A 17,064-nucleotide genomic window follows, 5' to 3' on the forward strand; every position below is an offset into this window, starting at 1 on the left:
TCAAATAGTCATACTATATGTTTGTATGTATAAATTACTTTTCTAACCGCTCCATTGTACCAAACATTTGTTTTACGGGTCAATCCACCTATTTTCTAATTTTATTCAAAGAAAATATTATATTACAATTAAGAATTCACGTTTTTAACCCATAAAAATATCCTGTTCACTTTCCACTTTACAGAGGAAAGCAAACAAGATTTTTTTGTTACAGCATATTTAAGAAACGATCAGAGACAACACCTGTATCTTCAGGTGTACGGCAAATAATTAAGCAAGTATCATCACCACAGATGGTTCCGATGATCTCATCCCACTCTAAATGATCAATAAGTGCCCCAAGTGAATGAGCGTTACCAGGCAATGTTTTTAGCACAAGCATATGTCCTGCCGTGTCTAATTTTACAAATGAATCCACTAGATTGCGTTTTAATTTTTGTAACGGGTTAAATCGTTGATCTGCTGGCAAGCTATATTTATAGCGACCATCATGTAATGGCACTTTCACTAAGTGCAGTTCTTTAATATCGCGAGATACTGTTGCTTGCGTTACATTAAATCCCTCATTACGTAAAATATCAACTAATTCATCTTGTGTTTCAATTTCTTTGTTCGCAATAATTTCCCTGATTTTAATATGGCGCTGACCTTTATTCATACATTTGCACCTCACACTATCTCTTACCATAGTTTAAACATTGGTATACTTCACTTATTTATGTTAACTTATAATTCGTTACTTGTACACAATTGTTTTTACAATCATTATACAATTACAACAAAAAGAGGAACAACATATGTTATTCCCCTTTCCCTTTTTGTTTTAGGACATCATGCGCCTCTGTAACTACTTGCTCAACAGAAACTGGAGAATGATTTTCGCCATTCTCACGTTCACCATGCCATTTCAGATGGATTAAAAATTCAATATTACCATCCCCACCCGTAATTGGTGAGAATGTTAAACCTTCTACGTCGTATCCTTCTTTTAAAGCAAAGTCGACAATCATTTCCACGACAGCCTCATGTACTTTTCGATCCCGAACGATACCTTTTTTCCCAACTTGCTCTCTTCCAGCTTCAAACTGTGGTTTAATTAACGCTGCTACATCCCCATTCGGCATAAGCATTGTTTTTAAAACTGGCAATATAAGCTTTAACGATATAAATGAAACATCGATACTAGCAAATTGCGGTAAACCACGTTCTAAGTCTGCTGGTGTTACGTAACGGAAGTTTGTTCGTTCCATTACGACAACACGCTCATCTTGACGTAATTTCCACGCAAGTTGATTATATCCTACATCTAATGCATAAGATAATTTCGCTCCATTTTGAAGCGCACAATCTGTAAAGCCACCAGTTGATGAACCAATATCTATCATAACTTTATCTTGTAAATCCAGATGAAATGTCTCTAATGCCTTTTCAAGTTTATAACCACCACGGCTTACATACGGCATAACTTGTCCCTTCACCGTAATCTCTGTATCTTGTGGGATTTTCTCTCCTGGTTTATCAAGTCTCATCTCATTCGCATATACAAGTCCGGCCATAATGGCGCGTTTTGCTTTCTCACGTGTTTCTATAAGTCCTCGCTCTACTAATAGTACGTCTACTCTTTCTTTTTTTGCACTCATTTGTTACGCCCTTTTTTGTTTTGATGGAATCATTGTATGAATACGGTCTACAACAGCATCTGTCGTTAAACCAATTTCTTCTAATAATTTTGTTACACTACCGTGCTCTATGAAACGGTCTGGAATACCCATTCGTTCAATTAACGCCCTATGGTACCCGTTCTCAGACGCAAATTCAACTACTCCCGTTCCAAAACCACCGATTAAGCACGCTTCTTCAATCGTTAAAATCGGTATATTTTTTCCTAAGAGATCATGTAAATATGCTTCATCCATCGGTTTAATAAAGCGAGCATTCACTACTTTCACTGAAACTCCAGCCTTTTCAAGACGCTCAGCTGCTTCCATTGCCATTGGTATCGTCGTACCAAATGTTAAAATAGCCGCTTGTGTACCTTCTTTTAACGTTTCCCATGAACCGATTGGAATCGCCTTTAATTCTTCATCCATATGAACACCAAGTCCATTACCACGCGCATAACGTAATGCGATTGGCCCATCTTCATATTGCATCGCCGTATATACTAAATGTTGCCCTTCATTTTCATCTTTTGGCATCATAAGTACCATATTCGGCAAGTGGCGTAAGAATGAGATGTCAAATACGCCTTGATGCGTTTCACCATCTGCTCCTACTAAACCAGAACGATCGATTCCGATGAAAACATTTAAATTTTGGCGGCATATATCATGAACAACTTGGTCATATGCTCTTTGTAAAAATGTTGAATAAATCGCTAAGAATGGCTTCATACCTTGCGTTGCCATACCCGCTGCCATTGTTGTAGCATGCTGTTCTGCAATACCTACATCAATCATACGATCCGGGAATTCTTTTTGGAATTTCTCAAGTTTTGATCCAACAGGCATTGCAGGTGTAATTGCAACGATACGCTCGTCCGTTCTTGCTAGCTTAAGTACTGTTTCACTAACAACAGCACTCCATGCCGGTGCAACTTCTTTCGGTTTAACGAAGTCACCTGATTCAATTTTATAAGGTCCAGTTCCATGCCAAGTTCCAATAACATCACTCTCAGCTGGTTTATAACCTTTTCCTTTTTTCGTAATAACATGAACAAGCACTGGGCCTTTTGTTTTCTTTGCATATTGCAACGTTTCGAATAGCTTTTCATAATCGTGCCCATCGACTGGGCCTAAATATGTAAAGCCTAATTCTTCGAAAAAGACACCGGATACTAGTAAATATTTAAGACTGTCTTTTATTTTCTCTGCTGTCGCAGCAACTTTCCCACCGACTGCTGGGATTTTCTTCAATATATACTCTAGTTCGTCTTTTACCCAATGGTATTTTCCTGCGGTACGTAGACGTCCAAGCACATTGTGAAGCGCACCAACGTTTGGTGCAATTGACATTTCATTGTCATTCAAAATAACAGTCATGTCTGTTTTCTCATGTCCAATATGGTTCAATGCCTCTAAAGCCATTCCGCCTGTTAAAGCACCATCTCCAATGATTGGTATAACATATTCTTTCGTTTTCTTTAAATCACGTGCTAGAGCCATTCCCATTGCAGCAGATAATGATGTCGAGCTATGACCAGTTTCCCATACATCGTGCTCACTCTCGCAACGTTTTGGGAAACCACATAGACCTTGATATTGCCTTAATGTGCCGAATTCTTTTGCACGTCCTGTTAAAATTTTATGTACATAGGATTGATGTCCTACGTCCCATAAAAATTTATCTTTCGGACTATCAAATAATTTATGCAGAGCAATTGTGAGTTCTACTACACCTAAATTAGGTGCAATATGTCCACCTGTTTGAGAGAGCTCTTCAATTAAAAACTTACGAATATCCTCACTCAATCCCTCTAGTTCACTGATAGACATATCTTTCAAAAAACTAGGGTTTTGAATTTGCGTTAGATCCACATGGATCACTCACTTTCATTTCATAATCTGTCAACATGTCAAATATTATAAAAAACATTTACACAAAACAAGAAATTCTCTTTTTTTATGTTTCACCTTGTCCTGCTATTAACCAGTCTATTGCGCACTAATCCTATTATAAACCATATTTCTTGAGGCGATGAAAAAAATAGCCGCTAACACGAAGTGATAACGGCAATGTAATCTACATATATTTTTGCCAATAACAAGAAAAGAAAAACCTTTTCCTACATTTATATCATAAAATGATGAATGACTCAACAAATGAAAACGCTGTTATATTAGTTATTACGTTTTGCAATCAAATCGCAAATAGATAGTAAATATTCATCTTGTAATTGCAAGGAACCAATAGCATCTTTTGCTTTTGCAATTGTTTCTTCTAAAATGTCCTTTGCTCTATCTACAGTAAATAATGTCGTATATGTGCTCTTTTCGTTGGAAACATCACTACCAATCGGTTTTCCAATCGCTTCTTCGGTTCCTTCTACATCTAAAATATCATCTCGAATTTGAAAAGCTAGGCCGATATATTTTGCAAACGTAAGTAACTTTTCTTCCTGTTCTTCTGTGGCATCAGAAAGTATCGATCCTGCAAGTACAGCGAATTCAAGTAGTTTCCCGGTCTTATGTTTATGAATATACTCCAACTCATCAAGCGTAAGCTGTTTCCCTTCAGCTTCCATATCTGCCACTTGTCCGCCAACCATTCCTTCTGGCCCTGCGGCTTTTGCAAGCTCAAGTACAAGTCTTACTTTTTTCTCAGCAGAGATTTCCTTTTGTTCATATGCCATAATAACTTGAAAAGCATACGTCAATAAACCATCACCTGCTAAAACTGCCATCGCTTCACCAAATACTTTATGATTTGTGGGCTTCCCTCTTCTTAAATCATCATCATCCATACAAGGTAAATCATCATGAACTAACGAGTATGTATGTATCATTTCAAGAGCACAAGCTGCACCTACTCCAAGATTTCTTTCTTTCCCAAACGCTTGTAATGTTGCAAATACAAGTAACGGGCGGAGACGCTTCCCACCCGCTTCCAAAGAATATGCCATCGCTTCACGAAGTACATTTGGACATTGTAATTCATTTGCATAGCTTACAAGCTTCTCTTCTACAAAAGTTTTACTTTCTTTCAAAAAAGTATCAAAAGCAATTGTCACTATGCTTCATCTCCTAAAGCAGTAAACGGTTCAAGCTGTCCATCTTCCCCAAGAATAACTGCCATTTGTTCTTGTACGTTCTTCAACTTCTCATCACAAAGCTTAGATAATTCCATACCCTCTTTAAAATAAGAAATCGCTTCTTCTAGAGGTACGTCACCTTGCTCTAGCTTAGAAACGAGATGCTCAAGTTGCGAAATTGCCTCTTCAAAGCTTAATTTATTTTCCATTATTCAATTCACGCTCCTCTATGCCTGATACGCTACAATCTAGTATTCCATCTTGTAATTGAACTGAAACAGCATCTCCAAGGCTGACATCTTTCACACTTTTTAACACTTGCTTCTCTTCATCATATACAAGCCCGTACCCTCTCATCATTACTTTAAGCGGACTTAACGCTTCAAGTTTTTGAGCAGCTCTTACAAAGGCAAATTCTTTCGTTTGAAGTAATGTTTGCATTTCACGTTGCAATTGCTTTTGCAACGTTTCAACTGCTACCTTCGTTTGCATAATTTTTTGAGATGGGTGGTGCTTCTCTAAATAAAATGAAAGCTGTTTTAACTGATTTACCTTTTTATCAATATAGCGCTCTTTCGCTAAAACAAGCTGTTCTAACGCTCTATCCAATTGCTCTTCTTTTTGCTCATATACTTGTCTTGGATAACGGAACGCATAAGATTTTTGCAATACTTGTAGTTTTTCTTCTTTTTTATGTACTAACTCTCTCATTGCTCTTTGCAATCTTAAAGTTCTTTGTAATACCTTTTCTTGTAACTCTATAATGTTAGGCGCTGCCAGCTCAGCGGCTGCAGTCGGTGTTGGCGCTCGTAAATCGGCAACAAAATCCGCAATTGTAAAGTCTGTTTCATGGCCTACTGCTGAAATAATAGGGATTTCACTCTTGAAAATGGCTCTTGCAACCGTTTCTTCATTAAACGCCCATAATTCCTCAATAGAGCCTCCACCGCGCCCGACGATTAGGACATCTATCTCTCCCATTTCATTCGCTGTACGAATCGCTTGTACAATTGAGGGAGCTGCTGACTCCCCCTGTACAAGTACTGGAAATACAATAACGTTTCCGATTGGATAACGACGTTTAATCGTTGTTATAATGTCACGAATCGCTGCCCCTGTTGGTGACGTAATCACACCTATTGTTTTAGCATAAGGAGGAATTGTTTTTTTATAAACTTGAGAAAACAAACCTTCTTCCTCTAAACGAACCTTTAATTGTTCGTAAGCTAAATGCAAGTTTCCGATTCCGTCAGGCTGCATGTCTTGAATATAAATTTGATAAGAACCACTCGCCTCGTAAACAGAGATTTTCCCTTTCACGAGTACCTTCATCCCATTTTCAGGTCTGAATTTAATATTACGATTATGACCCGCAAACATAACCGCTGCGATTCTTGCATTTTCATCTTTCAATGTAAAATACATGTGACCACGGCTATGATTTTTAAAGTTGGAAATTTCACCTTTTAACCAAACAGACTGCAAATGCGGGTCATATTCTATTTTTGTTTTTATATAGCGCGTTAACGCTGTAACGGTTAAATATTGTTTCTCCATTTCTCTCTCCTCATAGCCGAATCAAATTATTTACAAACAACACCTGCACGTTTAGCAGATTCAACAGTATTATGAAGAAGCATTGTGATCGTCATTGGACCAACACCCTTTGGCACAGGTGTAATGTAACCTGCAACATCTAACACGTTGTCAAAGTCAACATCGCCACAAAGTTTACCTGTTTCTAAACGGTTTACACCAACGTCGATTACAACCGCTCCTTCTTTAATATAATCAGCTGTTACCATTTTAGGTCGTCCTACTGCTACGATTAAAATATCAGCTAACTTCGTTAACTCTTTCATATTTTGCGTCTTAGAATGACAGTATGTGACAGTTGCATTTTCATTTAAGAACAATTGTCCCACTGGCTTGCCGACAATATTACTTCTTCCAATTACTACAACATGTTTTCCCGAGATATCGAGATTGGTTTCTTTTACCAATTCTACAATACCGTGCGGTGTACATGGAAGGAATGTATCTTGTCCCGTCATCATACGTCCCACGCTAATTGGGTGAAATCCATCTACATCTTTTTCTGGTGAAATTCTTTCAATGATAGCTTTTTCTTCAATATGTTTTGGTAAAGGTAATTGCACTAATATGCCATTAATACGGTCATCGCCATTTAAGCGATCGATTTCAGCAAGTAAACGCTCCTCCGTAATTGTTTCAGGAAATTCAATTAGCTCTGAATAGATTCCTACTTGTTCACAGCCCTTTTCTTTTCCTTTTACATAAGAACGAGATGCTGGATCTTCTCCAACTAGAATAACTGCTAACCCTGGTACAATCCCTTGCTCTTTCAACTTCACAACTTCTTCTGTTAATTGTGTTCGTTTTTTCTCCGCAACTTCATTTCCTTTGATGATTACTGCTACCATTTTAAGATTCCCCCTTAAAGAAATTACAGTGTATCTTTTATATTAGATAAAACGCCGTTAATAAAACGACGAGATTCCTCATCCCCAAATGTTTTAGCAATTTCAATTGCCTCGTTAATTGTTACGTTGTGTGGAACTTCTTCCATGTATTTCATTTCATACACAGCTAGACGTAAAATACTGCGATCAACAATACTAATACGCTCAAGTTTCCATTTTTTTAAGTTTTGACGAATCGCTTCATCAATTACTTCTTTATTTTCTACAAAACCTACTACAAGTGATTCTAAAAACTCATTTGTTTCTTCACCTTCATCTAGCGTGTTTTCCACCGCTATTTTCGGTTCTAATTCACCTGTAATATCCATTTGATATAATGCTTGCATAGCTCTTTCTCTAGCCGTCCTACGTTTCATTGTAACTCTCCTTTATGCTTCAAGTCTTTCCTTATGCTTTGTTATATTATTATAATTTATAAGCCGTCAATTCACTTACCCTTACAGTTTTCATTGATTTTCCAACCTTATAATACAATGATAATAACACAATTTATCGTTTCATACACGGGTTACAAGGCTGAAAAATAATAAAAAGATTAACTTCAAGTTCCATATCTTATCACAATGTACGTTTTTTGGAAAAACGAAACATTTTCTTTTAAATTTCTTTTTTTTTGAAATAGTATAATAATTAGAGGGTTTTAATTTGTGAAGAAATGAAACGATAAAAAAGATGCCTATGTTACTAGGCACCTTTTCCATTCTTACACTGGTTCAATTTCTGTTTTTTGTGTTTCGAATGTTACGCCAACGATGTGAACATTCACTTCTTTTGGCTCAAGCCCTGTCATTGTAAAGAGCGCTTGGCGAATGTTGTCTTGAATCTTTTGTGCAACAACTGGAATTGCTACGCCAAAATACATCACAACATAAAGGTCAACGATAATATCTTCGTTTGCTAATTCAACCTTTACACCTTTACCATGATTCTTCTTACCTAACTTCTCAACAACATCTGTAGCAAAATTACCACGCATTGCCGCTACACCTTCTACCTCAGCAGCTGCAATACCTGCGATTACTTCAATTACTTCTGGTGCAATTTCTACTTTACCAAGAGTTGTATCTTGACCCATATCTAACATATGTTCAGCCATGAAAAAAAACCTCCTTTAATGTATCACTGCGTCACAAGTTCATGCTCTTCCAAAAATTTCGTATTAAACTCACCTTTTACAAAATCAGGATGATCTAGCAATTGCAAATGGAACGGGATTGTTGTATGTACGCCTTCAATGACAAACTCACTGAGTGCACGCTTCATTTTTGCAATTGCCTCTTCACGTGTTTTTCCGTGAACAATTAATTTAGCAATCATCGAATCATAGAAAGGTGGGATTGAATATCCCGGATATACAGCTGAATCGACGCGAATACCAAATCCGCCTGGTGGCAAGTACATTTCTACTTTCCCCGGAGATGGCATAAATTTTTTGGCAGGGTTTTCCGCATTAATTCGGCATTCAATTGCCCAACCATTAAATTGTACTTCTTCTTGCTGTAACGATAACTTTTCTCCAGAAGCAACACGAATTTGTTCTTTAATTAAATCCATCCCTGTTACCATTTCAGTAACCGGATGCTCAACTTGAATTCTCGTATTCATCTCCATGAAATAAAAGGTTTTCGTTTTATATTCATAAATAAACTCAACCGTACCAGCACCTGTATAATCAACCGCTACCGCCGCTTTTACTGCCGCCTCACCCATCTGCTTGCGCACATTTTCATCAAGTGCAGGTGATGGGCTTTCTTCTAGTAGTTTTTGCAAGCGGCGCTGAATTGTACAATCACGCTCTCCTAAATGAATGGCATTTCCGTGTGTATCTGCCATTATTTGAATCTCAACATGGCGGAAATCTTCAACGTACTTTTCTAAGTATACACCAGGGTTCCCAAAAGCGGTACTAGCTTCTTGCTGTGTAATTTGAATTCCTTTTACAAGCTCTTCTTCATGGCGTGCAACACGAATACCTTTTCCACCGCCACCTGCAGTCGCTTTAATAATAACTGGATATCCAATTTGATTAGCAAGTTCGATCGCTTCTTCGGTATTTTTAATAATCCCTTGTGAACCTGGTACAATCGGAACCCCTGCTTCTTTCATTGTATCACGAGCAACGTCTTTTGTGCCCATCTTTGAAATAGCTTCTGGACTTGGGCCGATAAAAATTAAGTTACATTCACGGCATAACTCTGCGAAATCTGCATTCTCTGCTAAAAATCCGTATCCCGGATGAATAGCATCGCAACCTGTTAACTTCGCAACACTAATAATGTTCGTTAAATTTAAATAGCTTTCTTTCGAAACGGTTGGCCCTACACAATACGCCTCATCTGCAATTTGTACGTGAAGTGACTCTTTATCTGCTTCTGAATAAATTGCGACTGTTTCAATATCCATTTCTTTACAAGCACGAATAATTCGTACGGCAATTTCCCCACGATTAGCTATTAATACTTTTTTTATCATCACAAAGACTCCCTTATTACGCTTTCACAAGAAATAGCGGTTGTCCATACTCAACAAGCTGTCCGTTATTAACAAGAATCTCAACAATTTCGCCTTCTACATCAGCATCAATTTCGTTAAATAACTTCATAGCCTCAACAATACATACGATAGAATCTTTTGATACTCTATCTCCAACACTTATATATGGAGGTGTATCAGGCGAAGAAGAAGAATAGAATGTACCTACCATCGGCGATGTAATTTTATGTAGGTTTTCATTTTGAACAGCTTTTTTCTCTTCTTGTTTTGGCACTTCCACTTGCGCTGCCGCTACTGCTGTTTCAACTTCAACAGGTGCCACTGGTTGAACGGCTTGTTTTGCTACAGGTGCTTGCACCGCAACAACTTCATTACCACGCTTTTTCATTTTGATTGTCGTACCATCTTTTTTGTATTCAAATTCATCAATATTAGAGCTATCAATTAATTTAATTAATTCACGAACTTCTTGAATTTTAAACATGTAAAATCCACTCCCATACTCTTGTTTGTCCCGTTTTTACAGATTATCGTCATTAAAACTAGATTGACTGTAAAAATACGATGTACTCTATTAGAAAATGCATTTCATTCACTAATAGAAATAGTTACTATTTCCATCTTACGATAAATTTTTTAAACATTCCAATTTATATTTCTTTATAATAAATCGAAACTCCTGTAAAAATATTATTCCAATAAAAATTTATTACCTAGTAATAATACCAAGTTTCACACAAAATTGGCAAGACCACTTACTAAAAAACATTCCTTACTTTTTCAAAACGCTACAGAGTAAACATATAATTACCGTTTCACTCTTCACCTCATACATAGTCAATAACATATTTTTACCAAATATTATTTTTTTGTTTACACGTCGTTCATCATTCCTTCATATAAGAATAGTATGTTCAAAGTATAGAAAATATATCGTATTGAGGTGTGGACATATGATATGGCTCATTCTCTTCTTACCTGCCGTAATAGTCTGGGCATTCGTTCTCTTCATCCATGTCAAATCCGGAAAAAGTAATCATCGCTACCATGAACCGCTAATCTTTTACTCACAACGCATTTCTCCGTTCCGAGTTGAGCATAGTAAAAACAACTACAAAGACGAAACAGAAAAAAGCTATCGAAAATGATAGCTTTTTTCTATTATTATTTTTATCTAACTATCTTCAAACACTCGGATTCGTAAAAACTAATAATCCGCGGAGGATTTCCCCGCGGATTATTAGTTTTTATTTTGTTGGTGGATCAAATTTCACACCTACATCTTTTGATCCGCCTTCACTTCTTACAAGTTGTATAATTTTATTGGCTTCTTTTTGTGAATGTTTTGCTGCTTTTACAGTTACTCTAATGTCAGTCCCATCAGCTCTTACAAGGGCATCTTTATATCCTCCTTGAGACTTAATTACTGTCTCAAGTAATTCTTGTTTCGTTTCCATTGTAGTGATTGCATCAAAATTATCTTTTGCTTTACTCTTTTCTGTTGCTGAAGATTTTGCTGAATTCATCACTTCTTGTAATTTTGCTTTTTGTTCACTTCGCTGATCTTCCATTTGCATACGTAATGCTGTGAAATTTTCATCACTTGATTGAACTGTTACGTTAGCATCTTTCTTACTTGTTTCTTTTGTAGCGCTCTCTTTTTTGTCTGTTTCTTTATTTGTTTCTTTATTTGATGTTTCCTTGCTTGTAGTTTCTTTTTTTGGCGTTTCTTTAGGTGCTTCGTTTGTTACTGCTTTATCAGTACCTTGTTTTTCTTGTCCAATCTTTTCACCTGTCGCCGGCGATGCTGTATTCATTTTGTCAGGAGTTGTTACGTAATACACAGATAGTACAACAACTAAACTTAACATCGTTAATAACCAAACTGTTTGTTTTTTTAACACTTTATTTCCTCCCTATCAATTTTTCGGTGATACTGAAACGCGATGAGCTGGTACATCTAGCAGCCGTATTACAGCTTCTTTTACCATCGCTTTAACTTGTATATTATCCACTCCCTTTGCTACGACAAGAACACCTCGCACTTTCGGTTTTTCTGTTCGTAAAACAACGGGAGTTTCTTTATCCCCTTCACGTATAATGACTGTCTTTTCATCAAGAGACTCGTCTTCTACTTTCCTCTGACCGCCTGTTTTATCTGTTTCACCTGTTGTTTGTGAACGTTTCACTGTATTTTTTTCTAATATTTTTTCTTCTGATGAATCTAAATTCACTTTAATCGTTACATCTTTTACTCCTGCCATTTCTTCTAAGGCTGCTTTTAATTCTTGTTCATACGCTTTTTCATATTTTTCTAGATTCGACATATTATTATTATTTTTTTGTCCAAAAGTTGGTACGTCTTTTTCTTGGTTTTGAGTTTTTTGTTCTTTAAATACAGGTACTTCTTCTTTTTTACCTGAAAAGAGACTACTAGAAAACATAAGCAAAATTCCAAGTATGAGTAGGACAAGTAAAAACTTAGGTGTTACCTTTTTCCCCTTCTCATTGCTTTCTTTTTCATCCCCATTCAATAAGTTTCGAAAAAATGAGAACTTAGAATTTTTATCTTTATTGTCCATTTACTCAACCTGTCCTCCCTTCCATTTGAACTTGGATTTGTTTATTCTCTAGTTGCCACCTGCTTGAAAAGAAATCTTTCATTTCTACATTCGTTTCTTCTACTTTTTTCGGAGGTTCTTTCGTATTAATTTCAACCGGCTTTACTGTTTCGATTGCATCATTTTTACTAGGTTCTTTTTCTTTCAACGTCACAACAACAGATTGAATATCTTTCGCTGACTTTACTTCCGCTGTACTTTCCGCTGCGACTATTTGTATTTCAGAGACTGTCATACCATACTTTTTCTCGAACTCTTTTCCTACTTCTTTTTTCATTTTGGTAGCCATCTCTTCTAAACTATATGCACGTGTTAGAGCTTGTATTTCTTTTTTCTTCGAATCTATTGAATTTTTTACAGATCCTTCTGCTAAATACTTCTCTTCATTAAAATTCGCGATTACTTCATTTACATCTGTTTGCAATAGTTTAAAAAGAGGAGTTAAAATTAATACAACTAATAATAGACTTACAACGAATTTAACGTACTTTTGCAAATTAGAATTCGGAAGAATAAGATGAAGCATTGTCGCTAAGAGTAAAAATACGATAATATTTCTAATCCACTCTGTAACAAATTGCATACCCTCCACCTCCTACCGCATCATAAGTGTAATGTTCCCCGCAGCAATAATAATTGTGATACTTAAAAAGAACATAAACGATACGATAGCTAAGCAAGCAAATACATAAATGATGCTCCGTCCAATGATATCTAAACATTGAATAATTGCTCCGCCACCAACTGGCTGTAATACTGCTGCTGCGAACTTATAAATAAACGCGATACAAAAAATTTGAATCGCTGGAAAAGCGACAATTAAACATAAAATGACGAGCCCGATAATTCCGACTGTATTTTTTAATAATCCAGACGCACTAATAACAGTATCAGCCGCCTCTGTAAACATTCTTCCTACTACGGGAATAAAGTTCCCTGTTACAAATTTAGCAGTTTTCACAGCGATCCCATCAGCAACAGCTGTCGCTGTTCCTTGTACAGATAATACCCCTAAAAAAATTGTTAAAAAGATACCGATAATCCCAACGCTAACGTTTTGCAGAAGCTTGGACAATTTTGTAACTTTATATTGATCACTCATCGTACTTACAATACTTAATATCGTTGCAAGTAATAAAAGTGGTAGAACAATATAATTCATTAGAAGCCCACTTGTATTCATTAAGAAGATGATAATCGGATGAAAAAACGCTACAGATACAACACCGCCTCCAGTTGCTATGAGTGCAAGCAAGATTGGCAATAGCGCTAATATGAAATCTACCATTGTTTGTATCGTTTCTCTTGCATATGTCATGACGACATAAAAACTATTTAAAGCGAAAATAATAAGTACCATATATACAACCGCATCAGCAATTTTACTTACGCTACTCTTTGAAAATGCCGATTGCAGTGATTGCAACAATGCACTAAAAATTGTGAGCATAATGAGCGTTCCAAGTAGCTTCCCATTTGCAACAAGCTCGTGAAATAAATACTTTAATAAACCAAGCATCCACTCTTTTACAGAAATCTCTTTTTCTCCCTTTACAAACTCCATAAAGCTACCTTTTTGACTCTCTGGTAAGTAACCCCCATATTTTGTAACAAGCCCGTCCCAAAATTGCTTCACATCTTCAATTCCGAGCTTATCCAATTGTTGATCAACGACGTTTGTTTCTACAGGAGAAGCTTGTACAACAACCGGTAAAGAAAAGAAAAGGAAGCAAGCAAATAGCAGCTTAGCTCCAAAGCCCCTCAACATTCACTCCCCCTTATCCCGTCGGTAAAAATCCGAGAATAGTTTCAATTACAACCGTCAATATAGGAATCGCCATAACGAGAATTAAAATCTTTCCAGCTAATTCAATTTTCGAAGCGATTGCACCTTGACCAGCATCCTTTGTAATTTGCGCTCCAAACTCAGCGATATAAGCAATCCCAATAATTTTTAGCAACGTTTCTACATATACGTTGCTAACTTTTGCTTCACTCGCTACTCTTTCAATCATTTGTAAAATAGCGTGAATTTGATCGATCAAAAGAAGGAACATCACGCTACCTACGAACACAATGAATAATGACGTAATGCTAGATTTATGCTGATTCAATACAGCTGCTAAAAACGTAGCAACGAGGCCTAATCCGACAATTTGTATAATTTCGATTCGAACCGCCTCCTTTACTGGAAGAGAAAGACACTTTTAATCTTGTCGAATAACGTATTAATTAAAAATGCGACATGAAATAAAATAACGACAAAACCGACGAGGATAACCCAATTTGCAATATCCTCACGCTTTAATTCTTTTAGTACGGTATGAATAAAAGCTAAAACAATGCCGATTCCGGCGATTTGAAATATTAATCCAACATCAATGGACATCGCCTTTCTCCCTCCTATAGCAGTAAAATTACGATAAGTAGCCCCGCTAGTACCCCTAAGCTCTTAATCATCTTTTCATATTGCAGTTGTAATGCTTTCGCTTCTTCTTCTTCTCTCTCTAAATGTGTAATACATAAGCGAATATGTTTTTGTTGTGATTCACGATCATGTTGTCCAAGCGTTTCACCAAACTGTTGCAAAATCTCGTACTCAGTTTGTTGAAATGCCGTTAACTTCCAATTTTCTTTCAAACTATCTATCCAAGCTTCTCTAACTGTTTGTTCTCCGCTTTCTAACCTTCTAGCGAAACTTTGAAATATCCAATTTAACGGCTTCGGCATTTGTTTCACTAATCGCTCGGCAGCTTCTGATAAAGGTGTATGCCCGTACATAATTTCTGCTTCTAGTGATTGAAGTGCCGCTTTTAATAATCTAAGTTGCCTCGGCCTCTCACTGTACCTTTTAGCGTATGAAAACCCGAAAAAGGTGCTGACCGCAACGATTAACACTGCACCAAATATTTTCACCATACACCTTGCACCTTTCTATGAGGCAATACCGATTTTCCATCTTTATCTTTCACTTGCATTACTGTTCCTGGCCCTCTTGCTTTTGACAATTCCACAAACCTATCAAATACACCGAGTTCCAGCACTGCCTTTAGTGATGGACGTTTCACAACATCATCATAAGAAAATCCATGTGCGCTTATAAAAAGCTGAACCCCTGCATGTACTGCCTCCATAATTGCTTCACTATCTTCTTTACGACCAATTTCATCCACAATTAATATATCTGGGCTCATAGAACGAATCATCATCATCATTCCTTCAGCTTTTGGACATGCGTCTAACACATCTACTCGTGTGCCAAAGTCATATTGCGGGATACCTTTCACGCAGCCAGCAATTTCTGAGCGCTCATCAACAATCCCAACTTTACAAGAAGGAATTTTCGAAGCACTTACACCTTGACTCATGCAGCGTGCTACATCTCTTAAAAGTGTTGTTTTTCCCGTTTGCGGCGGACCTATTACCATCGTGTTTAACCATCGTGTTTCATACAAATACGGCAAAAGTGGTTCAGCAATTCCTATTTTTTGACGAGCAATACGAATATTAAAGGAAGAGACATCTCGAATCATTTTCACTGCGCTTTTTTCTGTAATGACTTTTCCAGCTAAGCCGATTCTATGTCCTCCTCGCAGTGTCACATACCCACGTTTTAATTCCTCTTCCATCGTATAAATTGAGAATTGACTTAATTTATTCAATAAGTAAATAGCATCCTCTGCTGTAACGATATAGTCATAAAAAAACACTTCACCATGAGCAATACACTCTAGCGGTCTTCCAATTCGAACACGGATTTCCTCTAGGGCATCGCACCACTTACAACTTTCCACTAACTGCTTCATCGTTTTCGGTAAAACTTCTAATACTTCTTTCATCAGCTTCTCCCCACTATACTCGACTTACTATTTCAACAACGCGATAAAAATACAGCCAATTCCAAGCGCTAGAAAAAAGAGTTTCAAAAAGGAAATCTCACTTGCCACACTTGCTATACCTATTGTCATTGTTAAAATTAATACGGTCGGTCCAACAAACGCCAACATACCATTTATAAACAATGCTTTCTTCGCATCATTCACATAGAGCATAAGCAAAGCGGCGAATATTTCCGCGCTACCTGAAAACAACCGAAGTAACCCCATCACAAGCACGGATGTTTCCATTGCCGCTAGCCACTGTTTCATTCTCCCACCTTCTCCCATAACGGTTACTAGTGCTGCACTCCAAAAAAGAATTTATTTGTACAACCATATGCAGAGGTTGTCTATTTCAGAAGTAAAAACATATTTTTTCTCTACCATGTACAATTAATTTGAATATCCTTATTTTTATTGGTATTTTATGGTATATTCATTAAAAAGGGCGGGGAGAAAATATGAAGGTATTGAAAATTAGTTTAACTATTGTAGTAGAATTAGCTCTTATTTATCTTTTTTCATTATTGGTCGGTTGGTCATTTATGGAGTCCTTTTTTCTTGGTAGTTTAGCGATATTTGCAATTACGTGGTTCATTATTATGAGTAATCATAGAAACAACATTACGGATCACGCAATAAATAAAACATTAACTGGCGTTGAGACTGGCGAGATAAAACCATTTCAAATTGTTTTGACTCCATATATTATGGGCACCCTTTCACTTGTCTTAGTTAGTTTTGTTATAACAGCGATTTATTATTTGCCCTATTTTCTATAAAAAAAAGCACTCGTGATAATCACGAGTGCTTTTCTA

22 protein-coding genes are annotated in these 17,064 nt (G+C 36.8%); 2 read left to right on the forward strand and 20 right to left on the reverse strand.

Annotated features, from left to right (window positions below):
* Positions 1 to 208: 208 nt before the first annotated feature.
* From argR to accB, 11 genes are all read right to left on the reverse strand, one after another.
* On the reverse strand, positions 209 to 658 hold the full coding sequence (argR, locus tag ACYVEC_RS14775) for an arginine repressor ArgR (protein WP_001032581.1): 450 nt from the start codon (positions 656 to 658) through the stop codon (positions 209 to 211).
* Positions 659 to 800: 142 nt separating this feature from the next.
* On the reverse strand, positions 801 to 1,640 hold the full coding sequence (locus ACYVEC_RS14780) for a TlyA family RNA methyltransferase (RefSeq protein WP_001274744.1): 840 nt from the start codon (positions 1,638 to 1,640) through the stop codon (positions 801 to 803).
* 3 nt (positions 1,641 to 1,643) lie between these two features.
* Positions 1,644 to 3,536, reverse strand: a complete 1,893-nt coding sequence (gene dxs / locus ACYVEC_RS14785) for a 1-deoxy-D-xylulose-5-phosphate synthase (protein ID WP_063223002.1) — start codon at positions 3,534 to 3,536, stop codon at positions 1,644 to 1,646.
* A 302-nt stretch (positions 3,537 to 3,838) separates the two neighbouring features.
* Complete coding sequence (ispA, locus tag ACYVEC_RS14790) at positions 3,839 to 4,729, reverse strand: (2E,6E)-farnesyl diphosphate synthase (RefSeq protein ID WP_063223001.1); 891 nt, start codon at positions 4,727 to 4,729, stop codon at positions 3,839 to 3,841.
* A complete protein-coding gene (gene xseB / locus ACYVEC_RS14795; RefSeq protein ID WP_063223000.1) occupies positions 4,729 to 4,959 on the reverse strand; it encodes an exodeoxyribonuclease VII small subunit in 231 nt (76 codons plus the stop codon). The genes ispA and xseB overlap by 1 nt, the downstream gene beginning before the upstream one ends.
* Positions 4,949 to 6,307: an exodeoxyribonuclease VII large subunit gene (xseA, locus tag ACYVEC_RS14800; protein ID WP_063222999.1), complete on the reverse strand. Its 1,359-nt coding sequence runs from the start codon at positions 6,305 to 6,307 to the stop codon at positions 4,949 to 4,951. The genes xseB and xseA overlap by 11 nt, the downstream gene beginning before the upstream one ends.
* 26 nt (positions 6,308 to 6,333) lie before the next feature.
* Complete coding sequence (gene folD, locus ACYVEC_RS14805) at positions 6,334 to 7,194, reverse strand: bifunctional methylenetetrahydrofolate dehydrogenase/methenyltetrahydrofolate cyclohydrolase FolD (protein ID WP_063222998.1); 861 nt, start codon at positions 7,192 to 7,194, stop codon at positions 6,334 to 6,336.
* 23 nt (positions 7,195 to 7,217) lie between these two features.
* A complete protein-coding gene (gene nusB / locus ACYVEC_RS14810) occupies positions 7,218 to 7,610 on the reverse strand; it encodes a N utilization substance protein NusB (RefSeq protein ID WP_063222997.1) in 393 nt (130 codons plus the stop codon).
* 347 nt (positions 7,611 to 7,957) lie between these two features.
* The gene (locus ACYVEC_RS14815; protein WP_000807630.1) at positions 7,958 to 8,350 is read right to left on the reverse strand and encodes an Asp23/Gls24 family envelope stress response protein; all 393 of its coding nucleotides are present in this window, start codon (positions 8,348 to 8,350) and stop codon (positions 7,958 to 7,960) included.
* A 23-nt stretch (positions 8,351 to 8,373) separates the two neighbouring features.
* A complete protein-coding gene (gene accC, locus ACYVEC_RS14820; RefSeq protein WP_063222996.1) occupies positions 8,374 to 9,726 on the reverse strand; it encodes an acetyl-CoA carboxylase biotin carboxylase subunit in 1,353 nt (450 codons plus the stop codon).
* 16 nt (positions 9,727 to 9,742) lie between these two features.
* Positions 9,743 to 10,231: an acetyl-CoA carboxylase biotin carboxyl carrier protein gene (gene accB / locus ACYVEC_RS14825; protein ID WP_063222995.1), complete on the reverse strand. Its 489-nt coding sequence runs from the start codon at positions 10,229 to 10,231 to the stop codon at positions 9,743 to 9,745.
* A gap of 469 nt (positions 10,232 to 10,700) precedes the next feature.
* On the opposite strand from accB, the gene ACYVEC_RS14830 reads away from it, so the two are divergent.
* On the forward strand, positions 10,701 to 10,895 hold the full coding sequence (locus tag ACYVEC_RS14830) for a DNA recombination protein RecO (RefSeq protein WP_080468491.1): 195 nt from the start codon (positions 10,701 to 10,703) through the stop codon (positions 10,893 to 10,895).
* A gap of 99 nt (positions 10,896 to 10,994) precedes the next feature.
* Here the strand turns inward: ACYVEC_RS14830 and ACYVEC_RS14835 are convergent, their stop codons facing one another.
* The 9 genes from ACYVEC_RS14835 to ACYVEC_RS14875 are packed head-to-tail and all read right to left on the reverse strand — an operon-like array spanning position 10,995 to position 16,516.
* A complete protein-coding gene (locus ACYVEC_RS14835; protein WP_063222994.1) occupies positions 10,995 to 11,651 on the reverse strand; it encodes a SpoIIIAH-like family protein in 657 nt (218 codons plus the stop codon).
* A gap of 15 nt (positions 11,652 to 11,666) precedes the next feature.
* On the reverse strand, positions 11,667 to 12,329 hold the full coding sequence (spoIIIAG, locus tag ACYVEC_RS14840; RefSeq protein ID WP_063222993.1) for a stage III sporulation protein AG: 663 nt from the start codon (positions 12,327 to 12,329) through the stop codon (positions 11,667 to 11,669).
* Between the two features lie 4 nt (positions 12,330 to 12,333).
* Positions 12,334 to 12,951: a stage III sporulation protein AF gene (gene spoIIIAF / locus ACYVEC_RS14845; protein WP_063222992.1), complete on the reverse strand. Its 618-nt coding sequence runs from the start codon at positions 12,949 to 12,951 to the stop codon at positions 12,334 to 12,336.
* Between the two features lie 12 nt (positions 12,952 to 12,963).
* Complete coding sequence (spoIIIAE, locus tag ACYVEC_RS14850; RefSeq protein ID WP_098555490.1) at positions 12,964 to 14,136, reverse strand: stage III sporulation protein AE; 1,173 nt, start codon at positions 14,134 to 14,136, stop codon at positions 12,964 to 12,966.
* Between the two features lie 10 nt (positions 14,137 to 14,146).
* Positions 14,147 to 14,530, reverse strand: coding sequence for a stage III sporulation protein AD (gene spoIIIAD, locus ACYVEC_RS14855; protein ID WP_077317075.1), 384 nt, complete (start codon positions 14,528 to 14,530; stop codon positions 14,147 to 14,149).
* 23 nt (positions 14,531 to 14,553) lie between these two features.
* Positions 14,554 to 14,757, reverse strand: a complete 204-nt coding sequence (gene spoIIIAC, locus ACYVEC_RS14860; protein WP_000020914.1) for a stage III sporulation protein AC — start codon at positions 14,755 to 14,757, stop codon at positions 14,554 to 14,556.
* Positions 14,758 to 14,771: 14 nt separating this feature from the next.
* The gene (spoIIIAB, locus tag ACYVEC_RS14865) at positions 14,772 to 15,287 is read right to left on the reverse strand and encodes a stage III sporulation protein SpoIIIAB (protein WP_016086319.1); all 516 of its coding nucleotides are present in this window, start codon (positions 15,285 to 15,287) and stop codon (positions 14,772 to 14,774) included.
* Positions 15,281 to 16,207, reverse strand: coding sequence for a stage III sporulation protein AA (gene spoIIIAA, locus ACYVEC_RS14870; RefSeq protein ID WP_063222991.1), 927 nt, complete (start codon positions 16,205 to 16,207; stop codon positions 15,281 to 15,283). Before spoIIIAA ends, spoIIIAB begins: the two co-directional genes overlap by 7 nt.
* A 27-nt stretch (positions 16,208 to 16,234) precedes the next feature.
* Positions 16,235 to 16,516 carry a YqhV family protein gene (locus tag ACYVEC_RS14875; RefSeq protein WP_000816054.1) on the reverse strand — a complete coding sequence of 94 codons (282 nt, stop codon included), beginning with the start codon at positions 16,514 to 16,516 and terminating at the stop codon, positions 16,235 to 16,237.
* A 191-nt stretch (positions 16,517 to 16,707) separates the two neighbouring features.
* Here ACYVEC_RS14875 and ACYVEC_RS14880 point away from each other — a divergent pair, with 191 nt between their 5' ends.
* Positions 16,708 to 17,028 (forward strand): hypothetical protein, encoded by a 321-nt coding sequence (locus ACYVEC_RS14880; protein ID WP_063222990.1) that lies wholly within the window; start codon positions 16,708 to 16,710, stop codon positions 17,026 to 17,028.
* Positions 17,029 to 17,064 lie beyond the last annotated feature (36 nt).

This window comes from Bacillus sp. MN7755 (assembly GCF_054771475.1).

Excerpts from the sequence above, each read along its gene's own strand:
- argR (WP_001032581.1), bottom strand. The coding sequence starts at position 658 with ATGAATAAAGGTCAGCGCCATATTAAAATCAGGGAAATTATTGCGAAC.
- ACYVEC_RS14780 (WP_001274744.1), bottom strand. The coding sequence starts at position 1,640 with ATGAGTGCAAAAAAAGAAAGAGTAGACGTACTATTAGTAGAGCGAGGA.
- xseB (WP_063223000.1), bottom strand. The coding sequence starts at position 4,959 with ATGGAAAATAAATTAAGCTTTGAAGAGGCAATTTCGCAACTTGAGCAT.
- xseA (WP_063222999.1), bottom strand. The coding sequence starts at position 6,307 with ATGGAGAAACAATATTTAACCGTTACAGCGTTAACGCGCTATATAAAA.
- folD (WP_063222998.1), bottom strand. The coding sequence starts at position 7,194 with ATGGTAGCAGTAATCATCAAAGGAAATGAAGTTGCGGAGAAAAAACGA.
- nusB (WP_063222997.1), bottom strand. The coding sequence starts at position 7,610 with ATGAAACGTAGGACGGCTAGAGAAAGAGCTATGCAAGCATTATATCAA.
- ACYVEC_RS14815 (WP_000807630.1), bottom strand. The coding sequence starts at position 8,350 with ATGGCTGAACATATGTTAGATATGGGTCAAGATACAACTCTTGGTAAA.
- accC (WP_063222996.1), bottom strand. The coding sequence starts at position 9,726 with ATGATAAAAAAAGTATTAATAGCTAATCGTGGGGAAATTGCCGTACGA.
- accB (WP_063222995.1), bottom strand. The coding sequence starts at position 10,231 with ATGTTTAAAATTCAAGAAGTTCGTGAATTAATTAAATTAATTGATAGC.
- ACYVEC_RS14830 (WP_080468491.1), top strand. The coding sequence starts at position 10,701 with ATGATATGGCTCATTCTCTTCTTACCTGCCGTAATAGTCTGGGCATTC.
- spoIIIAG (WP_063222993.1), bottom strand. The coding sequence starts at position 12,329 with ATGGACAATAAAGATAAAAATTCTAAGTTCTCATTTTTTCGAAACTTA.
- spoIIIAF (WP_063222992.1), bottom strand. The coding sequence starts at position 12,951 with ATGCAATTTGTTACAGAGTGGATTAGAAATATTATCGTATTTTTACTC.
- spoIIIAE (WP_098555490.1), bottom strand. The coding sequence starts at position 14,136 with ATGTTGAGGGGCTTTGGAGCTAAGCTGCTATTTGCTTGCTTCCTTTTC.
- spoIIIAC (WP_000020914.1), bottom strand. The coding sequence starts at position 14,757 with ATGTCCATTGATGTTGGATTAATATTTCAAATCGCCGGAATCGGCATT.
- spoIIIAB (WP_016086319.1), bottom strand. The coding sequence starts at position 15,287 with ATGGTGAAAATATTTGGTGCAGTGTTAATCGTTGCGGTCAGCACCTTT.
- spoIIIAA (WP_063222991.1), bottom strand. The coding sequence starts at position 16,207 with ATGAAAGAAGTATTAGAAGTTTTACCGAAAACGATGAAGCAGTTAGTG.
- ACYVEC_RS14875 (WP_000816054.1), bottom strand. The coding sequence starts at position 16,516 with ATGAAACAGTGGCTAGCGGCAATGGAAACATCCGTGCTTGTGATGGGG.
- ACYVEC_RS14880 (WP_063222990.1), top strand. The coding sequence starts at position 16,708 with ATGAAGGTATTGAAAATTAGTTTAACTATTGTAGTAGAATTAGCTCTT.